This window comes from Symbiobacterium terraclitae (assembly GCF_017874315.1).
Taxonomy (GTDB): Bacteria; Bacillota; Sulfobacillia; order Symbiobacteriales; family Symbiobacteriaceae; genus Symbiobacterium; species Symbiobacterium terraclitae.
This window is the reverse complement of the sequence record NZ_JAGGLG010000018.1, coordinates 19,346-34,923: the sequence shown is the minus strand read 5'-3', so window position 1 is coordinate 34,923 and position 15,578 is coordinate 19,346. Positions and strand designations below refer to the sequence as shown.

At 64.9% G+C, this 15,578-nt stretch carries 5 protein-coding genes; all 5 read left to right on the top strand.

The features are described from left to right. The first annotated feature begins 304 nt into the window (after positions 1-304). Entirely contained in the window at positions 305-8,122 is a 7,818-nt protein-coding gene (locus tag J2Z79_RS11105) for an AHH domain-containing protein (protein WP_209466957.1), read from the top strand. 211 nt (positions 8,123-8,333) lie between these two features. Beyond that, the gene (locus tag J2Z79_RS11100; RefSeq protein WP_209466956.1) at positions 8,334-10,550 is read left to right on the top strand and encodes an imm11 family protein; all 2,217 of its coding nucleotides are present in this window, start codon (positions 8,334-8,336) and stop codon (positions 10,548-10,550) included. 833 nt (positions 10,551-11,383) lie between these two features. Next, positions 11,384-12,121: a copper amine oxidase N-terminal domain-containing protein gene (locus J2Z79_RS11095; protein WP_209466955.1), complete on the top strand. Its 738-nt coding sequence runs from the start codon at positions 11,384-11,386 to the stop codon at positions 12,119-12,121. Positions 12,122-12,840: 719 nt separating this feature from the next. Further along, positions 12,841-14,226, top strand: a complete 1,386-nt coding sequence (locus tag J2Z79_RS11090) for a Gmad2 immunoglobulin-like domain-containing protein (protein WP_209466954.1) — start codon at positions 12,841-12,843, stop codon at positions 14,224-14,226. A 20-nt stretch (positions 14,227-14,246) separates the two neighbouring features. Then, positions 14,247-15,464, top strand: coding sequence for a Gmad2 immunoglobulin-like domain-containing protein (locus J2Z79_RS11085; protein ID WP_209466953.1), 1,218 nt, complete (start codon positions 14,247-14,249; stop codon positions 15,462-15,464). The last annotated feature ends 114 nt before the right edge of the window (positions 15,465-15,578 follow it).

Sequence of the window (15,578 nt, the reverse complement as noted above, 5' to 3'; positions counted from 1 at the left end):
AAGCACTGGCTGGAGTCTCGGCTGTTCGCCTGACATGGCGTCGTCTCCACGGTGAACGACCACGAGTAGCAACGCACTTGGAGAAGTGTGCCCTTTTATCGTTCATCATCAAAAACACCATATCCAAAGAATGTGTAGCATATAACGAGAAAGAGGAGGGGAAGTTCGGTGTGCAGAGAATAACGATATTATGTTATTCAGCGCATTCTGGAAGGGGGCGGTGTGAGTGAGGTTGCTTCGTAAGGCGGTCTCGGTTATGGTGGCATGTAGTATTTTGATTACCCCTACCCTGGGAGTCACATCAGTGGCCTATGCAAGGCAGGCGTACGGCATCAACGTTGGGAGCCAGATGTCCGGTTCGCGCGTCAACTTGAATGAATTTTTGAGTAAAATTGCTACAGAGGTGCCGGTGGACATGCCGGAGGAGCCGCCGGTGGACATGCCGGAAGAGCCGCCGGTAGACACGCCGGAGGAGCCGTCGGTGGACATACCGGAAGAGCCGCGGGTAGACACGCCGGAGGAGCCGTCGGTGGACATACCGGAAGAGCCACCGGTGGACATGCCGGAGGAGCCGCCAGTAGACACGCCGGAGGAGCCGCCGGTGGACATGCCGGAGGAACCGCCGGTGGACATGCCGGAGGAACCGCCGGTGGACACGCCGGAGGAGCCGCCGGTGGACATGCCGGAGGAACCGCCGGTGGACATTCCGGAGGAGCCGCCGGTGGACATGCCTGAGGAGCCGCCGGTGGACATGCCGGAGGAACCGCCGGGCGAGCCACCGCGCGATGGTGGAGACTTGCCTGCCGATGATCGCGTGGGTGAGTTGGTACCAGGTTCTACTCATCATCTTCTGGCGAACGGGACCTGGGGAGAGTCCATGCAGGATGCCATCCCCTACTATCCGCATGGTCCGTTTACAGAAGAGATTACATCCAAAGGGTATACTTGGCTGAGCCTAGACGGACTGCTCCCCAACAGGACGATAGAACTGACGATCGACGGCGCTGATCGAGCGGCCGTTTTCAAGGATGACGGATCTGGTTATGGGTACTGCAGTTCCGCCCGGAAGCCGGTCTTCTGTCAGCTTGGGACCTCATCCATCAGCCGCACATACTACCTTAAGGTCTTTGGTTCACCCGGTGAGTACTTCACCGTAACCTCTGTGGATGGCTCAGAGCCAGAATACGCTTATGAGGTTCCGGCTACGAACGGTTCGGTACCAACTTATTATATTCCGGGTAACGAACCTTCGTGGTTTCGGGTGTACTTGGATGAGGGTGTCTATGGGATCAATGTGCCGGGGGCGGAGACACTGGAGTTCTACCACCACGGTAGCCTTCGTTACTCCGCTGACGGACCATGGCTCTTGGTCAGTGTGGACTGGACAGATGTGTATGAGGTTCGTGTCATCCCGTCATCGGGCCGGTCAGTAGGAGTTCACTTCCACCCCTTGGGCACCGTGAGGGAGACAGCTGTTGACTATCCTATCCACGGTCCGATTGTCAGCAGTATCACTGATAAGGGGTACACATGGTTCCGAATGGAAGGGCTGACTGGTCGTCGGACGTTCGTGTTGCGGACGACGGGCGCGTCCTCCGTCGCCTTCTACAGCGAAACCGGGAGCACCCTGACCAGCAGTGGAAGCGACGGGGAGTGGTCCTTCAAGCCCAGTTCGGACGGGACGTATTATGCCAAAGTGGCGGGAGCGAAGGGCGCAACGGTCACTTTGGAATCGGTGGACGGCTCTACGCCGGCGTTAGCCTACGGGCCCGTGCCGGCGACGAGCGGCACAGGACCGAGCTATGGCATCCCGGCGGGTCAGGATGGCTGGTATCGTGTGGACCTGGAGGGTGGGACGTACTACGGTCTGAATGTGGCGTCTGCGGCGAGCCTGGCCGTTTACCGCGAGGGGGCAGGCGGGCTGCAGGAGGTGGCCACAGGGGAGGGGCCGTGGCTGACGTTCACCACGCCGGCAGCCGGACGGTACCTCGTGAAAGTGACCGCTACGACGGCGTCGAACTACGGGCTGAAGTTCTACCGCCAGGGTGAGGTACTCGAGGCCGCATTTGTCTACCCCCTGCACGGTCCGATTGTCAGCAGTATCACTGATAAGGGTTACACATGGTTCCGAATGGAAGGGCTGACTGGTCGTCGGACGTTCGTGTTGCGGACGACGGGCGCATCCTCCGTTGCCTTCTACAGCGAAACCGGGAGCACCCTGACCAGCAGCGGAAGCAACGGGGAGTGGTCCTTCCAGCCCAGTTCGGACGGGACGTATTATGCCAAAGTGACGGGAGCGAAGGGCGCAACGGTCACTTTGGAATCGATGGACGGCACCACGCCGGCGTCAGCCTACGGGCCCGTACCGGCGACGAGCGGCACAGGACCGAGCTACTACATCCCGGCGGGTCAGGATGGCTGGTATCGTGTGGACCTGGAGGGTGGGACGTACTACGGTCTGAATGTGGCGTCTGCGGCGAGCCTGGCCGTTTACCGCGAGGGGGCAGGCGGGCTGCAGGAGGTGGCCACAGGGGAGGGGCCGTGGCTGACGTTCACCACGCCAGCTGCTGGACGGTATCTGGTGAAAGTGACCGCCGAGAAGGCGACGAGCTATAGGCTGAAGTTCTACCGCCAGGGTGAGGTACTCGAGACCGCGTTTGTCTACCCCCTGCACGGTCCGATGACCAGCGTCATCACCGACGCTGGCTACGCGTGGTACAGGATGGACGGGGTCAAGGGAGGCCGGACCTTCATCCTGAGGGTGACGAGTGCCTCTTCCGTCTCCTTTTACACTGCCACCGGTAGCAGCGAGACCGGAGAAGGCAGCGGTGGGGAGTGGTTCTTCAAGCCCAGTTCGGACGGGACGTATTATGCCAAAGTGACGGGAGCGAAGGGCGCAACGGTCACTTTGGAATCGATGGACGGCACCACGCCGGCGTCAGCCTACGGGCCCGTACCGGCGACGAGCGGCACAGGACCGAGCTACTACATCCCGGCTGCTCAGGATGGCTGGTATCGCGTGGACCTGGAGGGTGGGACGTACTACGGTCTGAATGTGGCGTCTGCGGCGAGCCTGGCCATCTATCGCGAGGGGGCAGGCGGGCTGCAGGAGGTGGCCACAGGTGAGGGGCCGTGGCTGACCTTCACCACGCCGGCAGCCGGCCGGTATCTCGTGAAAGTGACCGCCGAGAAGGCGACGAGCTATAGGCTGAAGTTCTACCGCCAGGGTGAGGCACTCGAGACCGCGTTTGTCTACCCCCTGCACGGCCCGATGACCAGCGTCATCACCGATGTTGGCTATACGTGGTACAGGATGGACGGGGTGAAGGGAGGCCGGACCTTCATCCTGAGGACGACCGGCGCCTCCAACATCTACTTCTATACAGCGACAGGCAGCAGCCTGGACGGCGGCACCGGAGCGGAAAGGTCCTTCACGCCAAGCGTCGACGGAACCTACTACGTCCGCGTGTCCGGAGCGAAGGGCGCAACGGTTACGCTGGAGTCGGTGGACGGATCCGCACCTGTGGTAGCTTACGGGCCCGTGCCGGCGACGAGCGGCACAGGACCGAGCTACTACATCCCGGCGGGTCAGGATGGCTGGTATCGTGTGGACCTGGAGGGTGGGACGTACTACGGTCTGAATGTGGCGTCTGCGGCGAGCCTGGCCGTCTACCGGGAGGATGCTGGCGGGCTGCAGGAGGTGGCCACAGGCGAGGGTCCGTGGCTGACGTTCACCACACCGGCAGCCGGGCGGTACCTCGTGAAAGTCACCGCTGCGAAGGCGACAAGTTATGGTCTGAAGTTCTACCGTCAGGGCGAAGTGCTCGAGACCGCGTTTGTCTACCCCCTGCACGGTCCGATGACGAGCGTCATCACCGATGCCGGCCATACGTGGTACAAGATGGATGGGGTGAAGGGAGGCCGAACCTTCATCCTGCGGGCGACCGGTGCCTCCAACATCTACTTCTATGCAGCGACAGGCAGCAGCCTGGGCGGCGGCACCGGAGCGGAAAGGTACTTCACGCCGAGCGTTGACGGAACCTACTACGTCCGCGTGTCCGGAGCAAAGGGCGCAACGGTTACGCTGGAGTCGATGGACGGCTCCACGCCGGCGTTAGCCTACGGGCCGGTGCCTCTTAGCGGCACGGGACCGAGCTACAACATCCCGGCGGGTCAGGACGGCTGGTATCGTGTGGACCTGGAGGGTGGGACGTACTACGGTCTGAATGTGGCGTCTGCGGCGAGCCTGGCCGTCTACCGGGAGGATGCTGGCGGGCTACAGGAGGTGGCCACAGGCGAGGGTCCGTGGCTGACATTCACCACACCGGCAGCCGGGCGGTACCTCGTGAAAGTGACCGCTGCGAAGGCGACAAGTTATGGTCTGAAGTTCTACCGTCAGGGCGAAGTGCTCGAGACCGCGTTTGTCTACCCCCTGCACGGTCCGATGACGAGCGTCATTACCGATGCCGGCCATACGTGGTACAAGATGGATGGGGTGAAGGGAGGCCGAACCTTCATCCTGCGGGCGACCGGTGCCTCCAACATCTACTTCTATACAGCGACAGGCAGCAGCCTGGGCGGCGGCACCGGAGCGGAAAGGTACTTCACGCCAAGCGTCGACGGAACCTACTACGTCCGCGTGTCCGGAGCAAAGGGCGCAACGGTTACGCTGGAGTCGATGGACGGCTCCACGCCGGCGTTAGCCTACGGGCCGGTGCCTCTTAGCGGCACGGGACCGAGCTACAACATCCCGGCGGGTCAGGACGGCTGGTATCGTGTGGACCTGGAGGGTGGGACGTACTACGGTCTGAATGTGGCGTCTGCGGCGAGCCTGGCCGTCTACCGGGAGGATGCTGGCGGGCTACAGGAGGTGGCCACAGGCGAGGGTCCGTGGCTGACGTTCACCACGCCGGCAGCCGGACGGTACCTCGTGAAAGTGACCGCTGCGAAGGCGACAAGTTACGGTCTGAAGTTCTACCGTCAGGGCGAAGTGCTCGAGACCGCGTTTGTCTACCCCCTGCACGGTCCGATGACGAGCGTCATCACCGATGCCGGCCATACGTGGTTCAAGATGGATGGGGTGAAGGGAGGCCGAACCTTCATCCTGCGGGCGACCGGTGCCTCCAACATCTACTTCTATGCAGCGACAGGCAGCAGCCTGGGCGGTGGCACCGGAGCGGAAAGGTACTTCACGCCAAGCGTTGACGGAACCTACTACGTCCGCGTGTCCGGAGCAAAGGGCGCAACGGTTACGCTGGAGTCCGTGGACGGATCCGCACCTGCGGTAGCTTACGGGCCGGTACCGGTGACGAGCGGGACAGGACCGAGCTATGACGTCCCGGCAGGCCAGGATGGCTGGTACCGTGTGGATCTGGAGGACGGGACGTTCTACGGCCTGAATGTCGGATCCGCAGCAAGCCTGGCCGTCTACCGGGAGGATGCTGGCGGGCTGCAGGAGGTGGCCAGAGGCGACGGTCAATGGCTGACGTTTACCACGGAAGCAGCCGGACAGTATCTCGTGAAGGTTACCGCAACAGTCGGGACGAAGTACGGCCTCAGGTTCTACCGTCCGGGCGAGGACCCGGAGACCGCCATTGCCTACCCCCTGCATGGCCCGATGACGAGTGTCATCACCCAGGTTGGGTACACGTGGTACAGGATGGACGGGGTGAAGGGAGGCCGGACCTTCATCCTTCGGGCGACGGGTGCTTCCTCTGTCTCCTTCTACACAGCTGCCGGAAGCAAGCTGAGCACCAGTGGTGGTGCAGGGGAGTGGTACTTCAGGCCCGATGTGGACGGAACCTACTATGCACGTGTTTCCGGGACGAAAGGCACAACCGTCACGCTAACGTCCCTGGACGGGTCAAGACCTGATCTGGCCTACGGGCCGGTACCCTCCAGTGGCAAGAGCCAGTCGTTCTTCGTGCCGCCATTCCGGTCCGTCTCCTTCCGTGCTCAGCTGTCACCTAGCACGTTCTACGGATTGAACGTACCGGGGGCCGAAGCCATCACCATCTACGCGGGGGAAGAAGAGCTTCACACATTCTCAGGTGCATGGGCGCTCTTCACGACACCCGACACTCATACCGACTACATCATTCGAGCGGTTGCTGGAGCCCAGTCGCAGCAGTACCACACTGTGTTCTATGAGCGAGGGGAGACTCGCGAGACTGCATGGGAGTATCGCGTGCACGGGCCCCAGACGTTTACCAGCTCCTCCAAGGGGTACGCTTGGGTTCGGCTTGGCGCACTACTCGACGGCCGCGACTTCCTGCTGACGGTGACTGGAGCCACTGGCGTGGCCGTTACGAACGGCAGCGGAGGATCAGTGACTGGTGTTCAGTGCACCGGGAGTGTTGAGCGAACCTGTCGGTTTGCGCCGAAAATGGGTGAGTCGTATTATGTGAAGGTCTCTGCCCCCGCTGGTACGTCCTTCCACCTCGTTTCTGCGTACGATCCCCTGCCCCCGGCGGACGTTGAACACCCCATCACCCCTGAGTTCCCCGAAATCACCTATCTCCCGGAGAACGACTCTCTTCCCGCGCTCCCCGGCGACCTGACACCGGGTCCCGTGGAGATGGCCCTGGCAGACTTCGAACGCTTGCCCCACTCAGACCAGGCTCTACTTCTGGCCTTCGTCCAGTATGCGGCAGCGCGTGGCGACAGGACGCTTGTCGCGTTCCATGGCAGTCTCGGTATAGGGGTGGCGGCTGCTGGGGCCCCGGAATCGACTGCTGGCGAGGCAGCCGGAATCACCCTGCAGTCAACGTCCGATCAACTCGAGATCATGTGGAACCTACGGACTCGGTTGACCGACCTCGGACTGCCCCCCGCCATGGTTCATTCACTGCTCGGCGCTGGAGCCTTCATGCTGAATCGGATCGCAGATGACACTCTTGCCGCCGATGAACTGGTTGAAGTGCTCGATTCGGCTCTTCACCTCTACTACTTTGATGACTTCAAGTACAACGTGGAGGCGATAGAGGCAGCCTTCCTGGCCGCGGTCGAGGAGGCGGCTCTGGCGAGTTCTGGGCAGGGTGTTGCGCACCAGAGCGTTCCGTCTGCCTTCGGCCCTGTTCAGATCGCTGGGTGGCGCGATTGGGGGGATAAGGTCAAGCAAGCTTTTCAGTGGTTGGCCGACAGAGTCACGTTGAAGCGGATTGCCGAGATCATGGCCGTTGAGGGGTATGCAACCTGGGGACAGGACCTCTACGAGCGTGTCAAGGCTGAGTTCGTCGGCGCAGCCACGGGAATGGGTGACTTCGCCATCGGCTTCATTGGCGTGATTGGCGAGTACCTGTTTGACATGACAGGCGAGCCCATGTTCCTGGTGGACGCATACTACGCCAGGAGTAACCCGACGCAGGCCTTCTACGACGGGGCCAACGCGGGTGAAGCGCTGATGGGAATCGCACTGGAGACGGTTCTCATCCAGGCAGAGACGGGCATCACCATTGTCAACATCACGGGTGCAGAATGGGATGTCGAGGGGTTCCGGGACTACCTGGATGGGATCCCATCAGCAGCGTTCCAGGCCGGGCGGCAAGTAGCCGGTGCCATCAACCTGGGGATTGGCCTCTACGAGATTGCGTCCGGACTGGCAACGATCCTCGGCAGCGTCGCTGGCGGAGCCTCACTTGTTTTGGCGACTGGCGGTATAGCTACGCCCGGAGCAGTACAGGTCTCGTGGGCCGGAGTGACTGCCGGCGTAGCCCAAGTAGGTTTGGGCGTCACAACGGTGCTCCGGTCGGCCGAGTCGATGGGGCGTCTCGAACAGGTCGTCCGTTCGGTACCGAACGAGAGCCGAAATAAGCTGAGGCAGAACATGGAGGCCGTGGGTAGGACGAAGCCAGCTGGGGACTATGAGGCCCATCACATCTGTCCCTACAGCCACAGCAATCAGTGGGCCAAGAAGTGCCGCGAGATCTTTGCGCGGTTCGGCGTGAGCATAAACGACCCCAATAACGGAGCATGGATGCCCAAGTCTATCCATCGAAGGATCCACACTGATGAGAACTTCAAGAAGATTTACTATGATCTCGAGGGCGCGACCTCAGCGCAGGACCTGAGAGCTAGGCTCGAGAATATATGGAAGGCCATAGAAGCAGGAAAATACTTCTGACGGGGGCTTGAGCATGAGAGTGTTCCGCCTTGGCTCAGACTCGGATAAGTACGAAGCGCTGACCACTGCCGATGAGGACACACCCGCCTTCCGCTTCGATGGTACACCCAAGGGTGACAGTTGGCGTCCCGTGAGAGTCTGGCCGGAGCATGACCCGAATCGCAAGCGGCAACGACCGCCCGGCGATTTCCCCTCTCTCCTCAGACCACCGGTGTTCAGCCGGCGCGCCGTCGACTGCATCGGCGATGTGCTCCGGGCCAACGGGGAACTCCTGCCGCTCGACTGCGAGTCGGGGGAGTACTACGTCTACAACGTGACCAACCTCACCGATGCTCTGGATGAGGATCGGTCCCAGATCAACCGGGGTGAAGATGGCCGCGTATGGAGTGTCTGGAACCCGCACTTCCGTCCTGAGGCCCTCGAAGGAGAACTGATCTTCAAGCTGGTCCAACATCCTACCGGGGATGTCTACGTGACCGACGAGTTCGTGGAACTGGTCAGGATGCACAGGCTCAAAGGATTCAAGTTCCGTGAGGTCTGGAACTCCGATACGGCCGACTCCACCAGCGCCGCGGAGTCAACCCAGGCGGGCCCCCAGCCCGCCTGGGCCACGACGCTGCCGGCCGAGCCGGAGCCGTACACCCTTCCCGACGCCCCGGCCCTGACCTCCTTCCGCTTCCCCGTCACTCTCGCGCCCGAGGTGCCCTACGGTATCCACTGCCCCGGCGCCCAGGCGATCTCCGTCTACGCCGGCGGCGCCCCGCTCGTGACCGGGGCCGGCGAGTGGGCCTTCGTCACCACGCTGCCTGGTGTGTCGGACTACACCGTCCGGGTGGTCACGGGGAGAAAGCCGGGACCGTACACGGTTACGTTCCACGCCCCGGGCGCGGTGCGGGAGACGGCGGTCGCCTACGACCACCCCGGACCGGTCACCTACGTCAGCACCCGGGCCGGTCACCTGTGGCTGAAGGCGGATCGCCTGCCCATCGCCCGCTCGTTTGAGCTGACGGTGCAGGGCGCCACCGGCATCGAGTGGTACCTGGGGTCAGACAAGCCGGTGGAGGGCCTGGAGATCACCGGGGCCGACCCGATCATCAGCAGGTTCCCGCCGCACGGTCACTATCTCTATCTGGCGCGCGTGCTGGCCCCTCCCGGCACCCCGCTGCGCTTCAGCTCGCGGGTTGACCCGCCAACGGCCAGCCCGTCGCCGCCGTGGCCCAAGTCCCCTCCCGAGGTGCCGGAGCCGGATCCTGCACCCGACTGGACGCCCGATCTGGCCCTGGATCCGGACGAGGCAGCGCGGCGAGCCTTCCTCCGCCTGCGCGCGGGCGAGCAGGCGCAGCTGATCCGCCTGATCAGGCGGGCCGCCGAGCAGGGGGACGGCGCGCTGCTCGACTACCATGAACGCCTGGGCCTGGCGGTGGACGAGTCTGGCCCGGGCATGCCCGGTGCCGGGCCGTCGGATCCCTGTGAGCCGTTCCTGGCGAGCCTGACCGCTCTCGACCTGCCCGCAAGTCTCGCCCACCCGCTGCTGGGGGCTGCGGTGGCGGTGCGGGGGGCGCTTGAGGCCGGCGGCCTCAGCGTGGAGAGCATGGCCGAGGCGCTGGACGTGCTGGCGCTGCCCTGCCACCTGCCGTGGCTACGGCGCCATCAGGGAGTGATGGCCCAGGCGTTCATCGACCTGGTGGCCGCCGGGGACCGGTCTGCCCTGAAGCGGAACGTCCAGTGGGACAGCATCCGGTCGATCCCCGGGCTGAAGGCGCTCAAGGCGGTGGACGCGCTGGTCTACGGCGCCTTCCTCCGGGTGGCCGAACGGGCGGTGCTGGGCCGCATCGCCGAGATCTGCCGGAGCGAGGAGTACACTGGGTGGGGCCACGACCTGCACGAGCGGGTGAAGGCGGAGTTCGTGGCCCCGCTGATGGAGATGGGCGACTTCGCCCAGGGGCTGGTGGGCGAAATCGGCGAAGGGGTCGGCAACTGGAGCGGATCGTACTGCCTGATCGATGAGTGCGAACGGCGGATGGACGTCTCGCCGGAGTATGACCACGGCCAGAGGGCGAGCGAAGTGGTGCTGGTCTCGGCGCTGGAGGTTCTCGTACCGCTCATGCGAAAGCAGAGGCTGCCGCTGTACGTGAGAGGCCAGCGGTGGCACCCGAACGAGATGCGGTTCTGGTTCGAAGACCGGGAGTACGTGCAGGAACGGTTGCGCAACCTGGGCGTCGGCTGGGTGCAGTTCATCAACGGCGTCGCCCAGGTGATCGGGAGCTATCACCTTGGCGCCAAGGCCCCGGTCAAGTGGACGAGCGACGAACCCCGGCCCACGATCTCATGGGCCGGCACAACCCGGGGCCTTGCGCTCTATCTCCTCGGACTCACCACGATCTTGGGTGACGAGCTGCAGTCACCCGGGGAGGGGCGAAGTGAGTGAGGCACCTGGGCCGCAGGGCCGCGGGTACGAGTGATCGACCAGCGCAATCAACAAGAAGTGCCCGAGAGTGAACACGAGCCGCTACCACAGGCCTGTCGTGGGGACCAGCCGTTTCCGCGGGAATACCTGACGGAGCCCGATCCCGGTTCAGATCCCGTTGTGTGGTGCGGCGCAACCTACGAATGAGAGGAGCGTGGCTTTGGAGGAGTGCCTGAAGCTGCTTGAGGCCTGGCGGTCATGTCTGACCGGTGATCTGAGAACGACAGGAACAGGAAAGCGGCATGGTTTTGCGGGGGTGGTTCAGGAGTACTCTTTCTGGGCCCGCGGCTGATGGTGCGATTATCCACCTGCCGGGCTCTTGAGGGCTATTGGCCGCTCAAGCCGCAAGAGATGGCCAGACTCCTTCAAGACGGATACCCGATTCTGAAGCACGGGAGTTACATTCCCACTCCCTGGGGGGGCTGTGATGGACCCGCAGCCAGGCCTGCCTGTGTACAGGGCACGGATCTTGGACGCAGTTGACTGGAGTACAGAAGGTTGGTGCATAATCGTTCTGCGCTTCCCGGAACTTGCGTTACCGCTGGTGGTTGATGACCTCGATCATGGGGAAGTAACGTTTCCCCGGCCCCACAACCACGGGTCGCCCTTCGGGGCGGCCCGTGGCGTTCCCTTCCGCAATTGCAGGCAGGGATAACCAATTCAGAAGGTGAATTCAAACTCCCGAACTTATAGTGAGGGGGAGTCATCTTAGGTCATCATCAATCTGAGAGAGGAGAAGTGGCCTTGTCAGCATATGGGATTCTTCATATCATAGAAGTTAGGAGGGATGCCAAATGATGAAGAAAAAGGAGTGGTCCTATCGGAAGAGCCTGACCAAAGTCGCGACTGTACTGGTCGTGTTCATGGCGCTGACGAGCGCAGGGATGACGGCTCGGGTTTCCGCGTCTACCCAGACCATCTGCGATGTGATGCCGGAGATTTGCGGTACGCCCGATCCTGGTGGCATTCAGCACGGGAGCGGGGATGACAGCGGCTGGCTGTACGACACGGAACGGCGGGAGCAGATTCTGCTGGACATGCCGCGAACCACTAGCGGCACTCCGGAGCACCCGGTGGTGGCGGTTGACCGGAAGCGGGTGCAGGGCGATGTCCCGGCCTGGCTGAATCCTGCAACCGGCCGGACCCTGGTGCCGATCCGCTTCGTGGCAGAGGCGATGGGGGCCAAGGTTACCTGGACGCCCGACAAGCCGAACGAGGTGCTGATCGAGCGGGATGCTCTCACGATCCACTTTATCATCGGTGACGACAAGGCGACGGTGAACGGGCAGGTTGTTCGCCTCGACCAGCCTTCCATCCTTAAGGATGACCGGACCCTGGTGCCTCTCCGCTTCATCGCCGAGGCATTCGGTGCGAAGGTGGACTGGGTGGGCGCCAACGGTCCCGACGACCCGAGAGTTCCGCGCGACTGGCCCGGCAAGTATCAGATCTGGATCTGGTCGCCGTGGGGTTACTGGGGCAATTACAGCCTTGGTGAGAGGTACGAGGCTGGAAATTGGAACCTGAGAAGGTAGACATCGCAGGTCGAACCGGGGGCAACGCCTCCGGTTCCTGCTTTCGATATGCACCATGAGATAGGAAGGGAGAGAATACGATGCGGAAGATCAGGCGCCGCATGGCGTTTTTGCTTTCCCTTGGCGCTGATGCTGACCGCGACAGTGTCGCCAGCCTCTGCCGCTGGGAACTGGACGACCCGCGGCGGGAACGATCAGCGCACATCGAGTGCGAACGATGTGTTCGGTTGGCTGGGGCCGCGGTACTCCTTTGCCGTTGTAGCCGGGGCGGCGCCGGGTGGTGGGCCTGTTGTGACCGCTTCTTCATACACTACCCTCCCTTCCCGTCGCCGCACACCAGGGCGTGCTCCAATAGCCAAGCACTAACCTGGGCCTCATCGCTTTCATCGAAGGCATCATTCTTCTCTGCATATGCGGCGAGGATGGCAAGCCAATTCCGCTGGCTTACGACGAGGAGGGCCAGTTGGTCAATCCTATCGCGGGTCTCTATCTGCTGGTCTGCCCCCCCGTTGAAGATGCTGACGAGCGCGCTGCTCCTGGCCGGGCTGCTTCCCGGCTGCGCCGGGCAGTCGCCGGCACAGTCACCGGCGCGAGGGCCGACCCCGCCCCCGGCGCCGCCCTCCGACTGCGTTGCCCGCCCCCTCGATGTCGCCGGGGGCGTGGTTGGGCTGAGGCCCGTGCGGGAGGGGGAGAGCCTTCCCGGGGCGGTGTGCGCCTGGATGGCAGCCGTGGAGCGGAGCGGCGGCATGCTGACCCTCAGCGAAGGGGGGGCCACCTACCTCATCGCGGCTCCCGGGCCGGCCGGCGCCGTCACCGTCACCAGCCTGGAGTGGGGGCAGGGGGTCGTACACGTAGGGTATCGGGTCGCCGGGGAACAGCCGGGCGGGGCCGGGGTGGCGGTCCTGGAAGGCGGCTCCGCCTCCGGGGCCCCGCCGATCGTCCTGAACCCTGAGGAGGGGAGCCGCTGGATCCCGCTGGTGCTCAACACCCACGGCCTTCCGCCGGCACCGCTGCCCGATTACGGCGCCGCGATCACAGCCGCTTCGCACGACCTGGTCTGCCCGGGCCGGGTGGTCGTCAGCGGCTTTGCCATGGTGAACGAGGACGTCGTGCTCGTGCGGGTCCGCGACGCCGACGGCGCGCCCCTGGGCGAGGTGCAGTCCGAGGCCGGAGGCGGCCGGGGCAACTGGGGGAGCTTCGTGATTACCGTTCCGCTGGAGCGGCAGCCCGCCGGGGAGTCGGGCACCGTGGAGGTGCTGGACATCCGCGGGGATGACTGGGTGCTGTCCGACAGCGCGTCGCTGAGCTTCGGTCCGGACCGGGAGCCCGCGTTCGCGGTCGAGGCGGATCCCGGGAGGGCCTGGGAGCCGAAGGCGGAGGAGCTGACCGTCATGGGGGCGCCGCTGCGCGCGACGCTCCCGGAGCTGGAGGCCGTACGCGGCAAGGGCAGCAGCTTCGACGGCCGCACCTACGTCTTCGGGAACGACGCGGTGCGGGCGTACTTCCCCTACCAGGCGCACCTGCAGGCCCGGGCGCACCGCCTCGTGACGACCCGGGGCGGCACCGGCGCCGGCGCGGAGGTCAGGCAGTGCGCGGAGGAGCTGATCGCCCGGCTCGGGAAGCCGCAGGCGATGGCGGCGGACGGGCGGGAGTGGTACTACCTGAGCCCGGCGTCCCACGCAGCCCTGGCGGTGCGGTTCGGCGCGGGCGGACTCGTCAGCGGGCTCGAGCTGTTCTCGCATTACCCGGCCCCGGAGGCTGATCTGCCTGCGCCACCGGCGCTGGACGAGGCGGCGGCCCGGGACCTGCTGCGGCGCTACCGGCAAGCCGACTGGTTTGAACGGGCGGAGCTGCTGACCACCGGCGGGGCGTCGGCCTACTGGTGGAAGTGGATGTCCATGGACCCCGGAATCGCGGTGCCCGAGGACTGGTCCGTCGACGGCGCACGCCTCGCCGTGGAACCGGCCGGGGAAGGGACGCTGGTGCACATGGAGTACGTTAGCGGCGTCACCGGGGAGGAGGCCACCGTGACCTGGCGCCTCGAGCCCGCAGGGGGAGTGTGGCGCATCGCAGCATGGCAGCGGGACGGCCGGTGGGAGCCATGAGGACAGGGGGGCTCGTGCGCATGAAGCGAGGCGCCAAGTTGCTGACCTGTACGTGCGCCCTGGCGGGGCTGCTGGCCGGCTGTGCGGCGCCGGCTGCAGAGTCGCCGGTGACGGCTGGGCGGACTGCGGCGCAGGTCCCCGGGCGCGGCGCTGCGATCACCGATGCGTCGCACGACCTGGTCTGCCCGGGCCGGTTTGTCGTGAGCGGGTACGCCCGGGCGGCCAGAGGGCACCCCTCGGCAGACGCCCACACGGTCCGCGTGGTGGTCCGCGACGCCGACGGCACGCCCCTGGGCGAGGCGCAGACCGAGGCGGGAGGCGGGGCCAACTGGGGGCGGTTCGTCGTTACGGTTCCCCTGACGCAAGATCCTGAAGGGGAGACGGGCACGGCGGAACTGCTGGTCAAGCCGGCCTGGGAGTGGATCCCGGCTGCCACGGCGCAAGTCCGCTTCCGGCCGCGCCAGACACCCGGGATCGCCGTGGTGCCGGATCCCGCGCGCACATGGGAGCCGGAGGCGGAAGAAGTGACGGTGATGGGGGCGCCCCTGCGCGCCGGGATCTCCGCGCTGGAGGAAGCGCTCGGCGACGGCCGCCTGATAAACGGCCGCACCTACGCCTTCGGCAACGACGCGGTGGTGGCCCACCTGCCCTACAGCCTGGGCCGTGCGCACCGCCTCGTGGCGGCGAAGGGTCGCACCGGCTCCGGCGTGGAGGTCGGGCAGTGCGCGGAGGAGGTGGCCGCCCGGCTCGGGGCTCCGCAGGCGATCTCGCCGGACGGAACCGAGTGGCGGTACCTGAGCCCGTCGGCGCACGCGGCGCTGACGGTGCGGTTCGGCGCAGGCGGGCTCGTGCGCGAGCTGGAACTCTCCTCGTACTACCCCGCCCCGGATGCGGGCGCGTCGTCGCCTCCCCCGCTGGACGAGGCGACGGTCCGGGACCTTCTGCTACGCTACTGGCGCGCCGACTGGTACGAGCGGGCCGAGTGGCTGACCACAGGCAAGGCGGCGGCCCACTGGCGGGAGGAGATGACCCGCGATCCTTCCAGCATCAAGGCTGAAGACTGGTTCCCCGACGAGGCCCGCCTCAGCCTGGAACAGGCCGGCGACGCGGTGCTGGTGCGGATGGAGTACGTGAGCAGCTTCACCGGTAAGGCGTCCACCATGACCTGGCGCCTGGAGCCCGTGGGCGGGACCTGGCGCATCGCGGACTGGGAGCAGGCCGGCCAGTGGCTGCCGTGAGTCGCTCAGGGCCGCGGCGCTGGCCACCGCCGTCGCCGAGGTGAACCTCAAGGGCGCTTGAGGGCGCCCTTCCCTTGTTGCGCGGGGGCTTCGACCCCACCCGGGCGCAGTCCT